The 21,649-nt window shown below is 39.1% G+C and carries 16 protein-coding genes; 13 read left to right on the top strand and 3 right to left on the bottom strand.

All coding sequences use genetic code 11. The annotated features are described in order from the left end of the window. Position 1 precedes the first annotated feature (1 nt). From AC6I9F_RS05480 to AC6I9F_RS05435, 10 genes are all read left to right on the top strand, one after another. Positions 2-865 (top strand): Rgg family transcriptional regulator, encoded by an 864-nt coding sequence (locus tag AC6I9F_RS05480; protein WP_498020944.1) that lies wholly within the window; start codon positions 2-4, stop codon positions 863-865. 79 nt (positions 866-944) lie between these two features. Beyond that, the gene (locus AC6I9F_RS05475) at positions 945-2,123 is read left to right on the top strand and encodes an MFS transporter (RefSeq protein WP_498020942.1); all 1,179 of its coding nucleotides are present in this window, start codon (positions 945-947) and stop codon (positions 2,121-2,123) included. A 92-nt stretch (positions 2,124-2,215) separates the two neighbouring features. Further along, a complete protein-coding gene (gene ligA / locus AC6I9F_RS05470) occupies positions 2,216-4,174 on the top strand; it encodes an NAD-dependent DNA ligase LigA (protein ID WP_498020940.1) in 1,959 nt (652 codons plus the stop codon). A gap of 113 nt (positions 4,175-4,287) precedes the next feature. Continuing rightward, on the top strand, positions 4,288-6,567 hold the full coding sequence (gene pulA, locus AC6I9F_RS05465; RefSeq protein WP_498020938.1) for a type I pullulanase: 2,280 nt from the start codon (positions 4,288-4,290) through the stop codon (positions 6,565-6,567). A 382-nt stretch (positions 6,568-6,949) separates the two neighbouring features. Beyond that, positions 6,950-8,878, top strand: coding sequence for a 1,4-alpha-glucan branching protein GlgB (gene glgB / locus AC6I9F_RS05460; RefSeq protein WP_498020936.1), 1,929 nt, complete (start codon positions 6,950-6,952; stop codon positions 8,876-8,878). Next, positions 8,868-10,010 carry a glucose-1-phosphate adenylyltransferase gene (locus tag AC6I9F_RS05455; RefSeq protein WP_050253058.1) on the top strand — a complete coding sequence of 381 codons (1,143 nt, stop codon included), beginning with the start codon at positions 8,868-8,870 and terminating at the stop codon, positions 10,008-10,010. Before glgB ends, AC6I9F_RS05455 begins: the two co-directional genes overlap by 11 nt. Continuing rightward, complete coding sequence (glgD, locus tag AC6I9F_RS05450) at positions 10,000-11,139, top strand: glucose-1-phosphate adenylyltransferase subunit GlgD (protein ID WP_173212646.1); 1,140 nt, start codon at positions 10,000-10,002, stop codon at positions 11,137-11,139. The genes AC6I9F_RS05455 and glgD overlap by 11 nt, the downstream gene beginning before the upstream one ends. Next, positions 11,136-12,569 (top strand): glycogen synthase GlgA, encoded by a 1,434-nt coding sequence (gene glgA, locus AC6I9F_RS05445; RefSeq protein ID WP_498020934.1) that lies wholly within the window; start codon positions 11,136-11,138, stop codon positions 12,567-12,569. The genes glgD and glgA overlap by 4 nt, the downstream gene beginning before the upstream one ends. Before the next feature lie 58 nt (positions 12,570-12,627). Beyond that, positions 12,628-13,272 carry a phosphoserine phosphatase SerB gene (serB, locus tag AC6I9F_RS05440; protein WP_498020932.1) on the top strand — a complete coding sequence of 215 codons (645 nt, stop codon included), beginning with the start codon at positions 12,628-12,630 and terminating at the stop codon, positions 13,270-13,272. A gap of 8 nt (positions 13,273-13,280) precedes the next feature. Continuing rightward, positions 13,281-14,396 carry a glycerate kinase gene (locus AC6I9F_RS05435; RefSeq protein WP_498020931.1) on the top strand — a complete coding sequence of 372 codons (1,116 nt, stop codon included), beginning with the start codon at positions 13,281-13,283 and terminating at the stop codon, positions 14,394-14,396. Here the strand turns inward: AC6I9F_RS05435 and AC6I9F_RS05430 are convergent. Beyond that, the gene (locus tag AC6I9F_RS05430) at positions 14,393-14,839 is read right to left on the bottom strand and encodes a YueI family protein (RefSeq protein ID WP_498020929.1); all 447 of its coding nucleotides are present in this window, start codon (positions 14,837-14,839) and stop codon (positions 14,393-14,395) included. The genes AC6I9F_RS05435 and AC6I9F_RS05430 overlap by 4 nt on opposite strands. A gap of 163 nt (positions 14,840-15,002) precedes the next feature. On the opposite strand from AC6I9F_RS05430, the gene eno reads away from it, so the two are divergent. Then, on the top strand, positions 15,003-16,307 hold the full coding sequence (gene eno, locus AC6I9F_RS05425; protein ID WP_000022821.1) for a surface-displayed alpha-enolase: 1,305 nt from the start codon (positions 15,003-15,005) through the stop codon (positions 16,305-16,307). Between the two features lie 126 nt (positions 16,308-16,433). Here the strand turns inward: eno and AC6I9F_RS05420 are convergent, their stop codons facing one another. Beyond that, on the bottom strand, positions 16,434-16,784 hold the full coding sequence (locus tag AC6I9F_RS05420; RefSeq protein WP_498020928.1) for a tyrosine-type recombinase/integrase: 351 nt from the start codon (positions 16,782-16,784) through the stop codon (positions 16,434-16,436). Positions 16,785-17,122: 338 nt separating this feature from the next. On the opposite strand from AC6I9F_RS05420, the gene AC6I9F_RS05415 reads away from it, so the two are divergent. Beyond that, a complete protein-coding gene (locus AC6I9F_RS05415) occupies positions 17,123-18,388 on the top strand; it encodes a YkvI family membrane protein (protein ID WP_498020926.1) in 1,266 nt (421 codons plus the stop codon). A gap of 636 nt (positions 18,389-19,024) precedes the next feature. Continuing rightward, the gene (locus AC6I9F_RS05410; RefSeq protein ID WP_173212636.1) at positions 19,025-19,912 is read left to right on the top strand and encodes a YegS/Rv2252/BmrU family lipid kinase; all 888 of its coding nucleotides are present in this window, start codon (positions 19,025-19,027) and stop codon (positions 19,910-19,912) included. A 368-nt stretch (positions 19,913-20,280) separates the two neighbouring features. On the opposite strand, the gene AC6I9F_RS05405 is transcribed toward AC6I9F_RS05410, so the two are convergent. Beyond that, positions 20,281-21,447 (bottom strand): IS30 family transposase, encoded by a 1,167-nt coding sequence (locus tag AC6I9F_RS05405; protein ID WP_000160552.1) that lies wholly within the window; start codon positions 21,445-21,447, stop codon positions 20,281-20,283. Between the last annotated feature and the right edge of the window lie 202 nt (positions 21,448-21,649).

The following is a 21,649-nucleotide window of genomic DNA, read 5'->3' as shown; positions in this document are numbered from 1 at the left end:
GATGGAACATCTTGGAAAAGTATTTCGTGAATTTCGAACAAGTGGAAATTATTCTTTAAAGGAAGCAGCAGGCGAGTCCTGTTCAACCTCTCAGTTATCTCGCTTTGAGCTTGGGGAGTCTGACCTAGCAGTCTCGCGTTTCTTTGAGATTTTGGATAACATTCATGTAACAATCGAAAATTTCATGGACAAGGCAAGAAATTTTCACAATCATGAACATGTTGCCATGATGGGACAAATTATTCCGCTTTACTACTCAAATGATATTGCAGGTTTTCAAAAGCTTCAAAGAGAACAACTTGAAAAGGCTAAGAGTTCGACAAATCCCCTCTATTTTGAGCTGAACTGGATTTTGCTACAAGGTCTGATTTGTCAAAGAGATTCGAGTTATGAGATGAAGCAGGATGATTTGGATAAGGTAGCAGATTATCTCTTCAAAACAGAAGAATGGACCATGTATGAATTGATTCTTTTCGGGAACCTCTATAGTTTCTACGATGTGGACTATGTCACTCGGATTGGTAGAGAAGTTATGGAGAGGGAGGAGTTTTATCAAGAAATTGGGCGCCATAAGAGATTAGTGTTGATTTTGGCCCTCAATTGTTACCAGCATTGTTTAGAGCATCTTTCTTTTGACAATGCAAGCTATTTTGAGATTTATACAGAGAAGATTATTGGTAAAAACATTAGTCTGTATGAACGAAATATTTTACATTACCTCAAAGGTTTTGCCTTATATCAAAAAGGAAAGTGTAAAGAAGGTTGTAGCCAAATGCAAGAAGCCATGCATATTTTTGACGTGCTAGGTCTTCCAGAGCAAGTAGCCTATTATCAGGAACACTACGAAAAATTTATCAAAAATTAATTTTCCCAAATAAGGGAAAAAGAAAAAAGCTCCTTTCGGTTTTGATACAATAGTTTCAAAATTTGAGAGGAGTTTTTATATGAATCGCTATGCAGTACAGTTGATTAGCCGTGGAGCTGTTAACAAGATAGGGAATATGCTCTATGATTATGGAAATAGTGTCTGGTTGGCTTCCATGGGGACTATGGGACAGACAGTTTTAGGAATGTATCAGATTTCTGAACTCGTCACATCTATTCTTGTCAACCCCTTTGGCGGAGTCGTTTCAGACCGTTTTTCTCGTCGTAAGATTTTAATGGCGACAGACCTTGTTTGCGGGATTCTTTGTCTGGCTATTTCTTTCATAAGGAATGATAGCTGGATGATTGGGGCTTTGATTGTTGCCAACATTGTTCAGGCAATTGCTTTTGCCTTTTCTCGTACAGCCAATAAAGCTATCATAACTGAGGTTGTTGAGAAAGATGAGATTGTGATCTATAACTCTCGCCTAGAGCTGGTTTTGCAGGTTGTAGGTGTTAGCTCTCCTGTTCTTTCCTTCCTTGTTTTACAGTTTGCAAGTCTCCATATGACGCTACTGCTAGACTCGCTGACTTTTTTCATTGCTTTTGTTCTAGTGGCTTTCCTTCCAAAAGAGGAAGTAGGAGTTCAAGAGAAAAAGGCTTTTACTGGGAGAGATATTTTTGTAGATATCAAGGATGGGTTACACTATATCTGGCATCAGCAAGAAATTTTTTTCCTTTTGCTGGTAGCTTCCAGCGTTAATTTCTTTTTTGCAGCTTTTGAATTTCTCCTTCCCTTTTCGAATCAGCTTTACGGGTCAGAAGGAGCCTATGCAAGTATTTTAACTATGGGGGCTATTGGTTCCATCATTGGGGCTCTTCTAGCTAGTAAGATTAAAGCTAATGTTTATAATCTTTTGATTTTACTGGCTTTGACAGGTGTCGGAGTTTTTATGATGGGATTACCACTTCCAAATTTTCTTTCCTTTTCTGGAAATTTCGTTTGTGAACTGTTTATGACGATTTTCAATATTCACTTTTTTACTCAAGTACAAACCAAGGTTGAAGGTGAATATTTGGGTAGAGTTCTCAGTTCGATTTATACCTTAGCTATTCTATTTATGCCTATTTCAAAAGGATTTATGACAGTCTTGCCAAGTGTATATCTCTCTTCTTTCCTGATAATTGGAAGTGGTGTTATCATCTTGTCTTGTATATCGTTTATTTATGTTCGAACTCATTTTGAAAAATTGATATAAGGCTGCTTGAGTTTTAAAAATAATTCCAATCTAAGTATTTTTTCCGCCCTTCTCGTTTGTGAGGAGGGCTTAGTTTATGGTAAAATGGTCTTATGAATAAAAGAATGAATGAGTTAGTCGCCTTGCTCAATCGCTATGCGTCTGAGTACTATACTAGCGACAATCCGTCGGTTTCAGACAATGAGTATGATCGCCTTTACCGTGAGTTGGTCGAGTTAGAAACTGCCTATCCAGATCAAGTGTTAGCAGACAGTCCGACCCATCGTGTTGGTGGCAAAGTCTTAGATGGTTTTGAAAAATATAGTCATCAGTATCCTCTTTATAGTTTGCAGGATGCTTTTTCACGTGAGGAGCTTGAAGCTTTTGATGCGCGTGTTCGTAAGGAAGTGGCTCATCCAACCTATATTTGTGAGTTGAAAATCGATGGCTTATCTATCTCGCTGACTTATGAAAAGGGGATTTTAGTTGCTGGGGCAACACGTGGAGATGGTTCTATTGGGGAAAATATCACAGAAAATCTTAAGCGTGTTAAGGACATTCCATTGATCTTGCCAGAAGAACTTGATATTACAGTTCGTGGGGAATGTTACATGCCACGCGCTTCTTTTGACCAGGTCAACCAAGCTCGCCAAGAAAATGGAGAGCCTGAATTTGCCAATCCTCGTAATGCGGCGGCAGGAACCCTTCGGCAGTTAGATACAGCTGTAGTTGCCAAGCGCAATCTTGCAACGTTTCTCTATCAAGAAGCCAGCCCTTCAACTCGAGATAGTCAAGAAAAGGTTTTGAAGCACCTAGAACAACTCGGTTTTGTAGTCAATCCTAAGCGAATCTTGGCTGAAAACATAGATGAAATCTGGGATTTTATTCAAGAAGTGGGGAAAGATCGAGACAATCTGCCTTACGATATCGATGGGGTGGTGATCAAGGTAAACGACCTAGCAAGTCAAGAAGAACTCGGCTTTACTGTTAAGGCTCCAAAGTGGGCAGTGGCCTACAAATTCCCAGCCGAAGAAAAAGAAGCTCAACTCTTATCAGTTGATTGGACAGTTGGCCGTACGGGAGTTGTAACCCCAACTGCGAATCTAACACCAGTACAACTAGCTGGTACAACTGTTAGCCGTGCGACCCTGCACAATGTGGATTATATTGCTGAAAAAGATATTCGTAAGGACGACACGGTCATTGTCTATAAGGCCGGGGACATCATCCCTGCTGTTTTACGTGTAGTAGAGTCAAAACGAATTTCTGAAGAGAAACTAGATATTCCAACAAACTGCCCAAGTTGTGACTCTGACTTGTTGCACTTTGAAGATGAAGTAGCCCTGCGGTGTATCAATCCACGTTGCCCTGCCCAAATCATGGAAGGTTTGATCCACTTTGCCTCTCGAGATGCTATGAATATTACAGGCCTTGGTCCATCTATTGTTGAGAAGCTTTTTGCTACCAATCTAGTCAAGGATGTAGCAGATATTTATCGTTTGAAAGAAGAAGATTTCCTACTTTTAGAGGGGGTTAAGGAAAAGTCTGCTTCTAAACTGTATCAGGCCATTCAAGCATCTAAGGAAAATTCTGCTGAAAAACTCTTGTTTGGTTTGGGAATTCGCCATGTAGGAAGCAAGGCTAGTCAGCTCTTACTCCAACATTTCCATTCAATTGAAAATCTGGCTCAGGCAGATCCAGAGGAAGTGGCTAGTATTGAAAGTCTGGGTGGGGTGATTGCCAAAAGTCTTCAAACTTATTTTGCGACAGAAGGATCGAAGATTCTCTTAGACGAGTTGAAAGAAACTGGGGTCAATCTGGACTATAAAGGTCAGACTGTAGTAGCAGATGCAGCCTTGTCAGGTTTGACCGTTGTATTGACTGGGAAATTGGAACGGCTCAAGCGCTCAGAAGCCAAAAGTAAACTCGAAAGTCTGGGTGCCAAGGTAACAGGCAGTGTGTCTAAAAAGACCGACCTCGTCGTGGCAGGAGCAGATGCTGGAAGTAAACTGCAAAAAGCACAAGAACTTGGTATCGAGGTTCGAGACGAAGCTTGGCTAGAAAGTCTGTAATGATCGTTTAAAAACAGAGTTTAGATAATATAACTATGTTTGTTAGTCGTGACAAAATTAGTCAAGAATTTATTAGTGAAACAGAAACAAATTAAAAAAAGGAAAAAATAAAAATGTATACCTACCCTATGCGCATTCATTACCATCGCAAGAATGGTGAATATGACACTTGCTCTTTTGTAAAAAGCCATGACCACCGAATTGATTTGCTGACCTACAAAGAAGATTATTTTGGCGCCTTATTTAGTTTTGAACACCCAAGTGCTCATGCCTTAGAAAGCTTGAATTTTGTGGTTCATACAGGTCAAACCAGTAAAGAATATGCTATTCGTTTTAATCACTATCCTCTCTTAACAGAGGTCTGGATTTTGGAAGGGGATGATAGGATTTATTACTCTGAAAATCCTGCTATTGCCAGTCCTTTCTATAAAAATCAAAATCCTTTTGCCTTTGATAAGGCCATTAACAGTGCTAGTTTCGACCACCATTGGGGTTACCAAGGGGAATTGGGTTGCCGTGTAGAGGACAATCAGGCTCATTTTTCCCTTTGGTCACCAACAGCGACAGCAGTGCAGGTTGTGGTTTATGAATCAGCTGCTAATGATGCCTCTGTTTGGAAAACTTTTGATATGGAAAGAGGCAATCGCTACTCTTATAACCATAAGGACAATACTATTGGTGTCTGGAGTTTGGATGTTGAGGAAGATTTGACTGGTAAGGCTTATCAGTATCAAGTCCAATTCCCTCATCACGAAACACTGACACGTGATCCTTATACCATCGCGACCAGCCCTGATGGCAAACGTTCAGCTATTTTGAGTCATGCAGAAAAGCAAGTTGAAAACTTTGAGGTTAAGCACGGTTTGGAGGCTACTTGGCGTTTGGAAAATCCATGTAAGGCAGTTATTTGTGAAATGCACATCCGTGATTTGACCCAATCACCGACCTCAGGTGTGGATGAACATCTTCGAGGAACGTTCTTGGGTGCTGCTCAGACTGGCACGGTTAACCAGTACGGTCAGTCAACTGCTTTTGATCACATCAAGAAGTTGGGCTACAATTATGTTCAGTTGCAACCAATTGCAGACCGTCATAAAGAATACGATGAGGATGGAAATGTAACCTACAACTGGGGTTATGATCCACAAAACTATAACGCACCAGAAACTAGTTTTTCAACTAATCCAGAGGATCCAGCTCAGGTCATTCGTGATTTGAAGACCATGGTTCAAGCTTACCACGATGCGGGTATTGGTGTTATTATGGATGTGGTCTATAACCATACCTTCTCAGTTGTTGATGCACCTTTCCAAACAACAGTCCCTGATTACTATTATCGTATGAATCCAGACGGTACCTTCCAGAATGGAACGGGTGTTGGAAATGAAACAGCCAGTGAACACGAAATGTTCCGCAAGTATATGATTGATTCTCTTCTATACTGGGTGCAGGAATACAATATTGACGGCTTCCGTTTTGACTTGATGGGGATTCATGATGTCAAGACCATGCAGATGATTCGTCAGAGCTTGGATGAAATCGACCCTAACATTATCCTCTATGGAGAAGGATGGGATATGGGAACAGGCCTTGCCCCTTATGATAAGGCTAAGAAAGACAACGCCTACGAAATGCCAAATATTGGTTTCTTTAATGACAATCAGCGTGATGCTGTCAAAGGTGGAGAAGTTTACGGTGCTATCAAGTCAGGTTTTGTCAGTGGTGCTGCGACAGAGCCAATTCTAGCTAAAGCAATCCTAGGAAGTCGTGAATTAGGAACCTATACACATCCCAATCAGGTGCTTAACTATGTGGAAGCCCATGACAATTACAATCTTCACGATTTATTGGCAACCCTTCATCCAGACCAAAGTTCAGAACAAATCATGCGCAAGGTCGAGACAGCCACAGCCATGAATCTGCTCATGCAGGGGATGGCCTTTATGGAAATCGGTCAAGAATTTGGTCGTACCAAACTGGTTGCGACTGGTGAGAATGGTGAGTTGACACATGATGATAGAGAGCGTGCGATGAATAGCTATAATGCTCCTGACAGTGTGAACCAAGTCAACTGGGATTTGATCAATGAGCGTCAAGACAGTATTGAATTTATTCGTCAAGTCATCCGATTGAAGACAAAAACTGGTGCCTTTTCTTACTCTAGCTATGATGAAATTTACCATCATGTCTTTGTGCATTCTGCGATTGAACATAGCGGCTGCCTTATCTATGAAGTTCACGGCAAAGAACACCTCTTGGTGGTTGTGAATGCTAAATCAGAACCCTATCCATTTGAAAATGCAGGAAATTTAGCTATGTTGGTAACCAACAGTCGCTCAAAAGAAGATAATGTGTTAGATGATATTAGTCTAGCTGTCTTGAGTGTTTTATAAAGACCATCTATCTCGCTATTTCTAACACATCATTAGAAGTGAACGAATAGAAAGAACTTAGTTGATAACTCACTTGTATAGAAAATTTGATAAATATTTTCATCAAACGTATAAAATCAGGAAATTGTTTTCCTGGTTTTATTTTTTGATATAAAAAAATAATATTGGTAGCAAAAATACGAACTTTTTGCTATTATAGTAGAAAAAGAAAGGCGTTTTCGCAATTTTTTTGAAAAAATATTGCTTTACAATTGAACGAGAAAGTGAACTTTTTGTAGATTTTCAAAATAATTTTAAAGAAGTATAGTAATTTACTTGAATCTTCTCTAAAAAGGTAGTATAATAAAAACATAGAAAACGCTTACAGAAAAGGGGAGGTGTTATGGATAAAAGAGAAGCTTTGCGCACCTTTATGACAGGAGAAAATTTTCACCTTCAGCATTATCTAGGAGCACATAGGGAAGAGCTAAATGGAGAGTATGGTTATACTTTCCGTGTTTGGGCACCTAATGCTCAGGCTGTTCACTTGGTGGGGGATTTTACCAACTGGATTGAGGGTCAGATTCCAATGGTAAGAAATGACTTTGGGGTCTGGGAAGTCTTTACCAACATGGCTCAAGAAGGGCATATTTACAAATATCATGTCACACGTCAAAATGGTCATCAACTGATGAAAATTGACCCTTTTGCTGTCAGATATGAGGCTCGTCCAGGAACAGGGGCAATCGTAACAGAGCTTCCTGAGAAGAAATGGAGGGATGGACTTTGGCTGGCACGAAGAAAACGTTGGGGCTTTGCTGAACGTCCTGTCAATATCTATGAAGTTCACGCTGGATCATGGAAAAGAAATCCTGATGGTAGTCCTTATAGTTTTGCCCAGCTCAAGGATGAACTCATTCCTTATCTCGTTGAAATGAACTATACTCATATTGAGTTTATGCCCTTGATGTCCCATCCTTTGGGGTTGAGTTGGGGTTATCAGCTTATGGGTTACTTCGCTTTAGAGCATGCTTATGGTAGACCAGAGGAGTTTCAAGATTTTGTCGAGGAGTGTCATATCCATAATATTGGGGTTATTGTAGACTGGGTACCTGGTCACTTTACCATCAATGATGATGCCTTAGCCTATTATGATGGGACACCGACTTTTGAGTACCAAGACCATAATAAGGCTCATAACTATGGTTGGGGCGCTCTCAATTTTGACCTTGGAAAAAATGAAGTCCAGTCCTTCTTGATTTCTTGTATTAAGCATTGGATTGATGTCTATCATTTGGATGGTATTCGTGTGGATGCTGTTAGCAACATGCTCTATTTGGACTATGATGATGCTCCCTGGACACCTAACAAAGATGGGGGAAATCTCAACTATGAAGGTTATTATTTCCTTCAACGCTTGAATGATATTATTAAGTTAGAATATCCAGATGTGATGATGATTGCAGAAGAAAGTTCGTCTGCAACCAAGATTACGGGAATGAAAGAGCTTGGTGGTCTAGGATTTGACTACAAATGGAATATGGGCTGGATGAATGATATCCTCCGTTTCTACGAAGAAGATCCGATTTATCGTAAATATGACTTTAATTTGGTGACGTTCAGCTTTATGTATGTTTTCAATGAAAACTATCTCTTGCCATTCTCGCACGATGAAGTGGTTCATGGTAAGAAGAGTATGATGCATAAGATGTGGGGAGATCGTTACAATCAATTCGCAGGCTTGCGCAATCTCTACACTTACCAAATTTGTCACCCTGGTAAGAAATTGCTCTTCATGGGTAGCGAATACGGTCAATTCCTAGAATGGAAATCTGAAGAACAGTTGGAATGGTCTAACCTAGAAGACCCAATGAATGCTAAGATGAAGTATTTCACTTCTCAGCTAAACCAGTTTTACAAAGATCATCGCTGTCTGTGGGAAATCGATACCAGCTATGATGGTATTGAAATCATTGATGCGGATAATCGAGACCAGAGTGTTCTTTCCTTCATCCGTAAGGGTAAAAAGGGAGAAATGTTAGTCTGTATCTTTAACATGGCACCTGTTGAACGGAAAGATTTTACAATCGGACTACCTGTTGCAGGAATTTACGAAGAAGTCTGGAATACTGAGTTAGAAGAGTGGGGAGGCGTTTGGAAAGAACATAATCAAACTGTTCAAACGCAAGAAGGACTATGGAAAGATTATGAGCAGACCTTAACCTTTACCCTACCGGCTATGGGAGCAAGTGTTTGGAAAATAAAACGCCGCTTGAAATCTGCAAAAACCGTCACAAATAAAAACCAAAAAGGAGTAGAAAATGAAGAATGAAATGTTAGCTTTGATTCTTGCTGGTGGGCAAGGAACTCGTCTCGGTAAACTCACTCAAAGCATCGCAAAACCAGCTGTGCAATTTGGTGGGCGCTACCGTATCATTGACTTTGCCCTATCAAACTGTGCCAACTCAGGGATTCATAATGTGGGGGTCATTACACAGTATCAACCTCTTGCTCTCAACAATCATATTGGGAACGGTTCAAGCTGGGGACTAGATGGTATCAATTCTGGTGTTTCTATTCTTCAACCTTATTCTGCAAGTGAAGGAAATCGTTGGTTCGAAGGGACTAGTCACGCTATTTACCAAAATATCGACTATATCGACAGTGTCAACCCTGAGTATGTTTTGATTCTATCTGGGGACCATATCTACAAAATGGATTATGATGATATGCTCCAGTCTCACAAGGATAATAATGCTAGTTTGACAGTCGCAGTTCTTGATGTTCCCCTGAAAGAAGCTAGCCGTTTTGGTATTATGAACACAGATGCCAATAACCGCATTGTTGAATTTGAAGAAAAGCCAGCACAACCAAAATCTACAAAGGCTTCTATGGGTATTTACATTTTTGATTGGCAACGTCTGCGCAATATGCTCGTTGCTGCTGAAAAGAGCAATGTAGATATGTCAGACTTTGGTAAAAATGTCATTCCAAATTACCTTGAGTCAGGTGAAAGTGTTTATGCTTACGAATTTAGCGGTTACTGGAAAGATGTTGGTACGATTGAGTCGCTTTGGGAAGCGAACATGGAGTACATTTCTCCAGAGAATGCCTTGGATAGTCGTAACCGTCAATGGAAGATTTACTCAAGAAACTTGATTTCACCACCAAACTTCCTCGGGGCAAATGCTGATGTGGAAGACTCATTAGTTGTAGACGGATGTTTCGTTGATGGAACTGTTAAACATTCTATCCTTTCAACAGGCGCGCAAGTTCGCGAAGGAGCGGAAGTGGTTGATTCAGTTATCATGAGTGGAGCTATCATTGGTCAAGGAGCTAAGATTAAACGTGCCATTATTGGTGAAGGTGCGATTATTTCTGACGGTGTCGAAATTGATGGAACAGATGAAGTACAAGTTGTAGGATATGATGAAGTAGTGGGGGTAGCAACAGATGAAGATTGATAAATATTCTGCCATTTTAGGAAATACAGTTGGTTTTCATGATATGTCGACATTGACGGACCACCGTCCAGTAGCAAGTTTGCCATTTGGTGGGAAATATCGTTTGATTGACTTCCCACTTTCAAGCCTTGCTAATGCAGGTGTTCGTAGTGTCTTTGGTATTTTCCAGCAGGATAATATCAGCTCAGTCTTTGACCATATCCGCTCAGGACGTGAGTGGGGCTTGTCAACTCTTCTTAGTCACTATTATCTAGGAATTTACAATACCCGTGTAGAAAGTAGCACAGTTGGAAAAGAATACTACCAACAGCTTCTTACTTATTTGAAACGTTCTGGCTCAAACCAAACGGTTGCCCTCAACTGCGATGTCTTGATTAACATTGATTTGAACCAAGTTTTCCACCTACATAGTACAACAAAAGGGCCTGTCACTGTAGTTTATAAAAAACTAGCTAAGAAAGATATTTCAGAAGTAAATGCAATCTTAGAAGTGGATGAAACAGACCATGTTCTTTCTCATAAACTCTTTGATAGTAAGTCAACAGCTGAAACGTTCAATATGTCTACAGATATCTTTGTCGTTGATACACCGTGGTTGATTGAACGCTTGGAAGAAGAAGCTAAAAAAGAACATCCAGAGAAGTTGCGTTATGTTTTACGGGATTTGGCTGCAAAAGAGGGAGCTTTCGCCTACGAGTATACAGGCTACCTTGCAAATATTCACTCTGTAGAGTCTTATTACAAAGCTAATAAAGATATGCTTGAATCACAAAAATTCTACTCTCTCTTCTCACCAAACCAAAAGATTTATACAAAGGTCAAAAATGAAGAGCCAACTTACTATGCTAATACATCTAAGGTAAGTACTTCTCAGTTTGCGTCTGGTAGTATCATTGAAGGTCAAGTGGCTCATTCTGTTCTATCACGTAATATTCATGTCCATAAGGATAGCCTGGTTAAAGATAGCCTGCTCTTCCCTCGTGTTGTGATTGGAGAAGGTGCTCAGGTCGAATATGCTATCTTGGACAAGGGTGTTGAAGTTGAGCCTGGTATTGTGATTCGAGGAACTGCAGAACATCCAGTTGTCGTTAAGAAAGGTAGCAAAGTAACAGAGGATATTCATTCATGAAAATTTTATTTGTAGCAGCAGAGGGTGCACCCTTTTCAAAAACAGGTGGTCTGGGAGACGTCATTGGCGCTCTTCCTAAATCACTAGTAAAAGCGGGACATGAAGTTGCAGTAATTTTACCCTACTATGACATGGTAGAGGCTAAATTTGGAAATCAGATTGAAGATGTTCTTCATTTCGAGGTGAGTGTTGGTTGGCGCAGACAGTACTGTGGGATTAAGAAAACCGTCTTAAACGGTGTAACCTTCTACTTTATTGACAGCCAATATTATTTCTTCCGTGGCCATGTTTACGGTGATTTTGATGATGGGGAACGTTTCGCTTTCTTCCAACTTGCTGCCATTGAGGCTATGGAAACGATTGACTTTATCCCTGACCTTCTCCATGTCCATGACTACCATACAGCCATGATTCCTTTCTTATTGAAGGAAAAATACCGGTGGATTCAAGCCTATGAGGGAATTAAAACAGTTTTAACCATTCATAATTTGGAATTTCAAGGACAATTTTCAGAAGGAATGTTATGGGATTTGTTTGGAGTTGGCTTTGAACGTTATGCTGATGGTACCCTTCGCTGGAACAACTGTCTGAACTGGATGAAGGCTGGTATTCTTTATGCTGACCGTGTTTCAACCGTTTCACCTAGCTATGCTCATGAAATTATGACTAGTCAGTTCGGATGTAACTTGGATCAGATTCTTCGAATGGAGTCTGGTAAGGTATCTGGTATCGTGAATGGGATTGATGCTGATCTTTATAATCCTCAGACGGATGCTCTTTTAGACTATCATTTCAATCAGGAAGATTTGTCTGGAAAAGCCCAGAATAAGGCAAAATTACAAGAGAGAGTTGGCTTGCCAGTTAGAGCTGACGTTCCACTGGTGGGAATTGTTTCTCGTTTGACACGTCAAAAAGGTTTTGATGTGGTGGTAGAAAGTCTTCACCATATCTTGCAAAATGATGTTCAGATTGTTCTTTTGGGAACTGGAGATCCAGCCTTTGAAGGAGCTTTCTCATGGTTTGCTCAGATTTACCCAGACAAGCTATCAGCAAATATCACTTTTGATGTCAAACTAGCTCAAGAAATCTACGCTGCTTGTGATCTCTTCCTCATGCCAAGTCGTTTTGAACCATGTGGCTTGTCTCAAATGATGGCGATGCGTTATGGAACCTTGCCATTGGTCCATGAAGTTGGAGGCTTGCGAGATACCGTTCGTGCTTTCAATCCAATCGAAGGAAGCGGTACTGGCTTTAGCTTTGACAATCTATCTCCTTATTGGTTAAATTGGACTTTCCAAACAGCTTTGGACTTGTATAGAAACCATCCTGACGTTTGGAGAAATCTACAAAAACAAGCTATGGAGTGTGATTTCTCATGGGATACAGCCTGCAGGTCATACCTTGACTTGTACCATAGTTTAGTTAATTAATAGATAAAATCGTATGATGACTTCATACGATTTTTGGGCTATTTAGAGAGGAGAACTGATGTCTCAAGTAAAAGGTTTGTGTGTTATGGATGTTGATGGAACCTTAATCCTAGAAGAAGTGATTGATCTTTTGGGAAGAGAGGTAGGTCGTGAGGAGGAAATTTCGCAGATTACAAGTCGGGCAATGCGAGGAGAGTTGAACTTTGAAAGAAGTTTACGAGACAGAGTTTCCTTGTTGGAAGGCCTTCCTATTTCGGTATTTGATAAAGTCTTCAACTCTATTCATCTAACGCCAAATGCCCAGGAATTCATTTCCATTCTCCAAAAGAATGGTATCCTAGTTGGTCTGGTGTCCGGTGGATTTACTCCAATAGTTGAGAGATTAGCAAAATCACTTGGCATTGCCTATTTCTCTGCTAATCAACTTGAAGTCAAAGATGGTCTTCTAACAGGGGAATTAGTTGGACACATTATCAGTCCTGAGGTTAAAAAAGAGATTCTGGAAAAATGGAGAGAGAAACTGAAACTTCCTAGAGAAAGAACAGTTGCAATCGGTGATGGGGCCAATGATTTATTGATGTTGAAGTCAGCGGGACTTGGAATCGCCTTTTGTGCAAAAGAAGTACTCAGAAAAGAAATACCACATCATGTTGACAAGAGAGATTTTTTAGAAGTTCTACCTTTGATTGACTTTTTAGAATGAGGGAAAATATGAAGATTGTAATTGCACCAGATTCGTTTAAGGAAAGCTTGTCCGCTCAACAGGTAGCTGAAGCAATAAAAAGAGGCTTCCAACAATCGATAGCAGATGTAGAATGTTTCCTCTGTCCTGTTGGTGATGGTGGGGAAGGTACTGTAGATGCTATCCGACATTCTCTTGACATTGAAGAAAATTGGATCCAAGTTACAGGACCTTTTGGCCAAAAAGAAGCCATGCGCTATTTTCAAAAAGAACAACTGGCACTATTTGAAGTTGCTGATTTGGTTGGCCTTGGAAAAATTCCGATAGAGAAACGAAATCCACTTCAAATCCAAACTTGTGGTATTGGAGAGTTGATTCGTCATCTCATTGCTCAAGGGATTAAAGATATCTATATCGGTGTTGGTGGCACGGCCAGTAATGATGGAGGACTGGGGATCGCTGCTGGTTTAGGTTATCGATTTTATGATAGGGATGGAAATGTCTTGCCCGCTTGCGGTCAGTCCTTATTAAACTTAGCTTCTATGTCAACAGAAAATCGCTATGAAATTCCTGAAGATGTTCAAATTCGTATTTTAGCAGATGTCGCGAGTCCCTTATGTGGTCATCAAGGTGCGACTTACACTTTTGGAAAGCAAAAAGGTTTAGATCCTACTATGTTTGCAGTCGTAGATCAGGCAATCCAAGATTTTTATGAAAAAGCCTCACCTGTCACATTGGAAATTAAAGGAGCCGGAGCTGGTGGAGGCATTACTGGCGGTTTGTGCGCCTTTGCTCAGGCAAATATCGTGTCTGGAATTGATACCTGTTTAGATTTGATTGATTTTGATAAGAAAGTTTTAGATGCTGACTTGGTTATTGTTGGAGAAGGAAAGCTAGATCGTCAAAGTTTAGCAGGTAAAGCTCCTATAGGTGTTGCAAAAAGAACCCCTGTTGGAGTTCCTGTTATTGCTATTTGCGGTAGTCTTGCTGAAGATTTACCATCCCTACCATTTGAAAATATCCAAGCAGCCTTTTCTATTTTAGAGAAAAGCGAACCTTTAGAAGATAGTTTGAAAAATGCCAGTCTCTATTTGGGGCACACGGCTGCCAATATTGGGCACTTATTAAATATGCACAAGATTTAGCCAAACCATTTCTTCCAGAAGGATGTTTTGACTGGTTCTTCCTTTTTACCTTCCCAAAGTTTTGCAAAAGCAAGTCGAAGGTCCTTTTCTTCTACTTGAACTGGTGCATTGCTATGGATAACCAGACCGAAGGGAGAAGTAGCATGCTCTTCAGATACTATGGTGGCTTGACTATTGGTTTCTTTTGCTTCTTTCAAGTAGAAAACTTGCTTGTCAAATTCGATAGTTGGTGAAATCTTCACAAATAGTGGCTCTGCTTTTTCCTGAAGGTTTTCTAAAATAGATAAAAAACCTTTTTCTAGCTGAGGGCTATTTGCTGTGTCAATATCTGCATATCCAAGAACTCTTTCCTCAAAAGTACCCAGATAGCGTCTTTGCTCATCAGGATTTAATTTTGGCCCACCATGAGCTTTTTCAAGTAATTGTTTTGATAAATCTGTCATGAAAACAGTATATCATAAAAGTTAGAATAAAACAGACAAAAGAAAGCGATTACTTTATAAAGTTAAGGAAAATTTGCACAAAGATAACGTTTTTTCTTGAAAAAGGAGGGGTTTTAAGGTATTATAGAGGTGTAAAAAATTTAACTCATAAGGAGAGTAAAAAATGTCAATTATTACTGATGTTTACGCTCGCGAAGTCCTAGACTCACGCGGTAACCCAACACTTGAAGTAGAAGTTTACACTGAATCAGGTGCTTTCGGACGTGGTATGGTTCCATCAGGAGCTTCTACTGGTGAACACGAAGCAGTTGAACTTCGCGACGGTGACAAATCTCGTTACGGTGGTCTTGGTACACAAAAAGCTGTTGACAACGTAAACAACATCATTGCTGAAGCTATCATCGGCTACGATGTACGTGATCAACAAGCTATCGACCGTGCTATGATCGCTCTTGACGGTACTCCTAACAAAGGTAAATTGGGTGCAAACGCAATCCTTGGTGTGTCTATCGCTGTAGCTCGTGCTGCTGCTGACTACCTTGAAATCCCACTTTACAGCTACCTAGGTGGATTCAACACTAAAGTTCTTCCAACTCCAATGATGAATATCATCAACGGTGGTTCTCACTCTGACGCTCCAATCGCTTTCCAAGAATTCATGATCGTACCTGCTGGTGCGCCATCATTCAAAGAAGCTCTTCGTTGGGGTGCTGAAATCTTCCATGCTCTTAAGAAAATCCTTAAATCTCGTGGTTTGGAAACAGCCGTAGGTGACGAAGGTGGATTCGCTCCTCGTTTTGAAGGAACTGAAGACGGAGTTGAAACTATCCTTGCTGCTATCGAAGCTGCTGGATATGTTCCTGGTAAAGACGTATTTATCGGATTTGACTGTGCTTCATCAGAATTCTACGATAAAGAACGTAAAGTTTACGACTACACTAAATTTGAAGGTGAAGGAGCAGCTGTACGTACTGCTGCAGAACAAATCGACTACCTTGAAGAATTGGTAAACAAATACCCAATCATCACTATCGAAGATGGTATGGATGAAAATGACTGGGACGGTTGGAAAGCTCTTACTGAACGTCTTGGTGGTAAAGTTCAATTGGTTGGTGACGACTTCTTCGTAACAAACACTTCTTACCTTGAAAAAGGTATTGCAGAAGGTGCTGCTAACTCAATCCTTATCAAAGTTAACCAAATCGGTACTCTTACTGAAACATTCGACGCTATCGAAATGGCGAAAGAAGCTGGTTACACTGCCGTTGTATCACACCGTTCAGGTGAAACTGAAGATTCAACAATCGCTGACATCGCAGTTGCAACTAACGCAGGACAAATCAAGACTGGTTCACTTTCACGTACAGACCGTATCGCTAAATACAACCAATTGCTTCGCATCGAAGACCAACTTGGTGAAGTAGCTGAATACCGTGGATTGAAATCATTCTACAACTTGAAAAAATAAAATAGTTCAGTGAACTATTTTATCCCGAACCTTGAAACTCAAAAGTTCGGTCGTTGATTTAACAACGTTTCTAGCCCCTCGGATTTTATCCGAAGGGCTATTTTTGTATTTAGGGGACAAAACTTTTTAAAAAATCTTTTTCATAACTTTATCCAGTACCTTGATTGCTTCATCTTTAATGTTCTTCGTGACGTGGGTATAGATGGAATTAGTAACATCAGAATCAGAATGTCCAACCCTATCCATGATTGTTTTTAGCGGAATTTTATTTTCAGCTAAAATACTAATAGTTGTATGTCTGAAGATGTGAGAGGACAGATGTTTGGGGATTGGTTTTTTAAGGCGTTCGTTTGCTCGCTGGAGAGACTTGCTTAGAATTGAACTATGGATTGGCTTACCAGTGTTTGTGACGAATATACGAGTGCTTTTGTACCAATTTGGGTCAGTATTTTCACTGAGCTGGTTCAGTTCAATCATTTTGTCTAGTATCTCAATTTCTCTTTTAGTTAAGTAGGTAATTCGAAAGCTTGCAAAAGTCTTAGTACCGTCATCATCGGGAATGTATCGGTTGAATGTTGTGTGGATAGCCAATGTCTGCCTATCTTTGTGATATTTGTCTGGCATAAGAGCAGCCAACAACTGATTACCATAGAATTTTAATTAGTAACTGACTAGTCCTTGTGTTATCTTGCTATATCGTGCAGAAATATTTCTATGTACAAGGTTCTAATACCTATATTTTTGACAATAATATAAGAAAATAGTATACTAAATAGACAATCATTGATTGTAGTGATAACGGTTAGGAGAAAATAGTGTTAAAACGTATTTTAAATATAGCATTAGCTTATGTCGGTGTTGTTATTGGTGCTGGACTATCTTCAGGCCAAGATTTAATGCAATACTTTGTTAGTTTTGGTAAATGGGGTATCATTGGAACGATTGTTCTTGGAATCATAAGTATTATTTTTGGTAAAATTATCATTACCTTAGGAAGTTATTTCCGTTCAAATGATCATTTTGAAGTTCTTTCCCAAATTGCCGGGCCTATTACTAATAAGATTCTTGATTTTGCTTTAATTGTTTCCTGCTTTGTAATTGGTTTTGTTATGATTGCTGGGGCTGGTTCAAACCTTAACCAACAATTTGGTTTGCCATTTTGGTTGGGAGGATTGATTTGTGCTATCTTGGTCATTATTGTCAGTTTTCTTAATTTTGAAAAGATTACCAGCGTTCTTGGGATATTTACTCCTTTGGTCTTTGTCATGATTATCATTATGGCAGTCCATACGTTCGTAGGGAAAAGTTTTGATTTTGAAGAATTAGAAGCAATCACAGCTACACTTTCTTCTCCGATGCCCAATGTCTGGGTTTCTTTACTAAATTATTTCGCACTAACTGTTATGACTGGTGTATCCATGGCATTTGTCTTAGGAGGTTCTGTCATGAGAATTGGTGTTGCGGAAAAAAGTGGTCTCTTAGGTGGACTTGTAGTTAGTTTGATTATTACCGTAGCAACTAGTATTTTATACGCCAATATAAAACTTGTTGCAACTGTTGATATTCCTATGTTAACAATTGCAGAGCAAATTCATCCTCTATTTTCTTTACTGTATGCTCTAATTATTTTTGGACTCATTTTTAATACAGCTTTCAGTTTATTTTATGCCTTGGCAAAACGTTTCTCTTCAAACAAACCTAAGCGCTTTTACCCTATTCTAATCGCTACGGTCGCTATAGGATATGGTTTATCTTTTATGGGATTTAAAGAATTAGTCTCCATTATGTATCCTCTTTTAGGTTATGTCGGTTGTCTAATGCTGGTCATTTTAGCAGTGGCATGGATAAAAGAAAGAGGAAACATCAAAGGGGAAAAATCTTTAAGACGAAAGATGATTCGATTGATAACCAAAAAATATGACGATGAACAAGAATATACTATTAGAGATAAAGCGACATTTCACCAACTCGGTGAAGATTCTATTATAGATACTAAAAGCATCAAAAGTGATATCAAGGATTTAGTAAAAGAACAGTTTGTTGATGATGATGCAAAACATGATGGAAGCGTCTTATCTTAAATGATAATAAAACTGGCAAAATCTTTAAAATCAGAAAAGTGCATGTTATCCGGTGTCAAAAACACTTGATAAGATGCCTTTTATTGTAATACTAGATACTTCAGCTTTTCCTAAAATTAAGTTTTTGCTATGCTTAGCTGTGCCTGCCTCTGAAGTATTTTCATTTTCAGATTAGTAGACAATGAACATTAACTCATCTATCTGCTAGTAGCTAGTCAGACAAAGACTGACTTATATATGAGTAAAATCCTCTTTCAAGTGAGCTTTATCTTTATCCGGAACTAGAAAATAGCAATAATATCTACAAACTATATTCCATCGTGGAGAGGAGAGAGACTAGTTTGGATGATTAAGAATAACCTACTAGTAAAAAATAGATCATTTTTTAATATGAGATAAAAACTGATATTAAAAGCAATTTATTTCTATTTTTTAACATTTCATTGTATAATAGCAATATACGCAAATATCATGTGTCATCAGGTTAATACTCTTAGAAAATCTTTTTAAACCATGTTAGGCTAATATACAGACTCAAAACAGTGTCGTGAGTAGCCTGCGTCTAGTTTCCTAGTTTACGCTTTGATTTTCATCGAGAATAACCTTTCTATTTCAATTTTAAGGAGAAAATACAGAGTGAAAAAAATAATGCTAATTATCAATCCAACTTCTGGAGGAGAAAAAGCTTTAGATTACAAAGAGAAGCTGGAGAATAAAGCAAGAGAGTATTTTGATGATGTGGAAACTAAAATTACTCAAAAAGCCAAAGATGCTACAAATTTCGCAGAAGAAGCTGCTAGAGAAAGATATGAATCAATTCTAGTTTTTGGTGGAGATGGTACAGTCAATGAAGTTATTTCAGGGATTGCTGAAAGGGACTATATTCCTAAACTGGGAATTATACCAGGTGGTACTGGTAACCTTATTACAAAACTTTTAGAAATCAATCAAGATATTGACGGAGCTATTGAAGAGCTGGATTTCAATTTAACTGATAAGATTGATATTGGAAAAGCAAATGGTCACTATTTTGGATATATCTTTAGTATCGGGTCTCTCCCTGAAGCCATTCATAATGTTGAAATTGAAGATAAAACGAAATTTGGTATCTTGGCTTATGCAGTTAATACCATGAAGTCTGTCATGACAGATCAAGTCTTTAACATTAAAGTCGAAACTGAAAATGGAAATTACCTTGGGGAAGCAAGTCATGTTTTAGTACTTCTAACAAATTATTTTGCCGATAAAAAAATCTTTGAAGAAAACAAGGATGGATATGCAAATATTCTAATTTTGAAAGATGCTTCTATATTCTCTAAATTATCTTTAATTCCGGATTTGTTAAAAGGAGATCTTGTAGAGAATGAAAATATTGAATATATAAAAGCGCGTACTATTAAAATTTCTTCTGATATCGAATTAGAGTCCGATGTCGATGGTGATAAATCAGATAATCTACCAGTCGACATCAAGGTACTAGGACAACACATTGAAGTCTACTCTGGACCTAGGGAACAATCATAAAACTCAAAGCCTTGTTACCGAGGCTTTTTTATTATGTGATTTTCAGTAGCCAGATTTATTCTATCTAATACAAGTAAAGCTAAGTATTTAAGATTTAGTAGATGATGAAGAAAAGAGGTAAATTCCCAAACTAAGTTCCACCGCTAGTAGAAGTGGAAGTTAATCTGATAAAAATTGTAAAAACCAGTGGAAATCCATGTCAGGGTAAGTTCCACTGGTTTTACTAATGCTTGATTTTATTGCTTTTGTAGCCAAAATGAATCGAAAAAAAGAGCGCACAAAATCCTCTTATCTGAAAGCGTTTCAGATTAAGTTCCGCTATGGTGGAAGTTAGTGTGAGACGTTTGAATAGGGTTTTAGGTTAGTTTTTAGAACTTATGTTGGAGTAATTTAGAAGACTGACAGACGTCTTCTGCAGGTATTTTAGAAATACCGAGAAGCTTAGGAATTTCTTCTCCATAAGTAAAGGCAAAGAGTTCATAAGCTGACTTTCCATTCAAAGCAGCACGTTTGACGCTGTTGACATGAGAGCAGACGAGATTGATGTCCTCTTGAGTTAAATTGTCAAAAGAAGTTCCTTTAGGTAGAATGTCGCGAATCAGCGTGTGATTTTTCTCAATTCTCCCTTTCTGGTCAGAGCGATTAGGGTCACAAAAGAAGAGTTTACTCTCTCCTCGCACATCCATTTCGATGTCATCAACCCTGGCAAACTCTCCACCATTATCGGTAAGAATGACAGGGAAGAGTTGGAAGAAATCTTTGTCCGCTTGGTGAAGAGTGTTCTTGATGTCATAGAGATGTTTGGTAACCTCAAGGGCAGTTTTATTATCCAGAAGTCTAGCGAAGATAAAGTTACAGAAAGATAGATTGAAGGTGAGTAGGACTTTACCTCCCATTCTCCCCATAACTGTGTCCATTTCCAGCCAAGAGTCTAGTTGATTCAGTGCTAAATAGTTTTGGAAATCCTCATAGGAACGGCCTTTTTTAGCTTCTTTAGGGATGGAAGGTAGCTTACTTTTTCGTCTTTCTTTGAATTTAACGGCTCTGGCAAGATCAATCGGAGCGATAGATAGGTACCCTTTTCGGATGTGTCGATAGACAGTTGAGGAGCTGACATCAAGGTTATGAGTTTTGAGAATATGATAGATGTGTTGTCCTTTTTTAACCCCATCAGAAATGACTTTGTCCATGTCCCAGAAGGTCTTGGAATTGAGGGGAGTTCCTTCACGAGCTTCGCCAAGAGTTTGTTCGTATTGTTTTTGAGCTTGCTTAGCGAGGTAGAAGATCTTCTTATAGCCACAATTCTGTCTTCTTTTAGGGCAGCCGTTACAGACAAAGGGAGCTTTGTCGAGTAGAGGGCAAGGAAGGTTATGGCATGTAGACTCTCGGACTTGTCTGTTTCGTTTGACTTCTTTAGAAACAGTAGTCGGGTCTTTTAGAATGGATTGTCCAATAGCTTTGAAGGTTTCACTGCGCTCTAAACCTAATTGGATATCATTACGGTCTGAAAGGGTAAGGTGTTTATGTTTTGTCATAGTAGACCTCGTTTCTAACTCAAACGTCTCACACTTAATTCCACCATAAAAATCCGTTTTAGACTAATTTCCACTTTGGTCAGGCAAGTGGAAGTTACTTTGAGAAGTTACAGATGAAGAAAAGAAAGGATGGCCTAAATATTTTAACAGATTTACGAGGCTAATAATGGTATAATAAAAGGTAATGAAAAATTCCAACGAG

The organism is Streptococcus nakanonensis (genome assembly GCF_059738785.1).
This window is presented reverse-complemented; position numbering and strand designations above follow the sequence as displayed.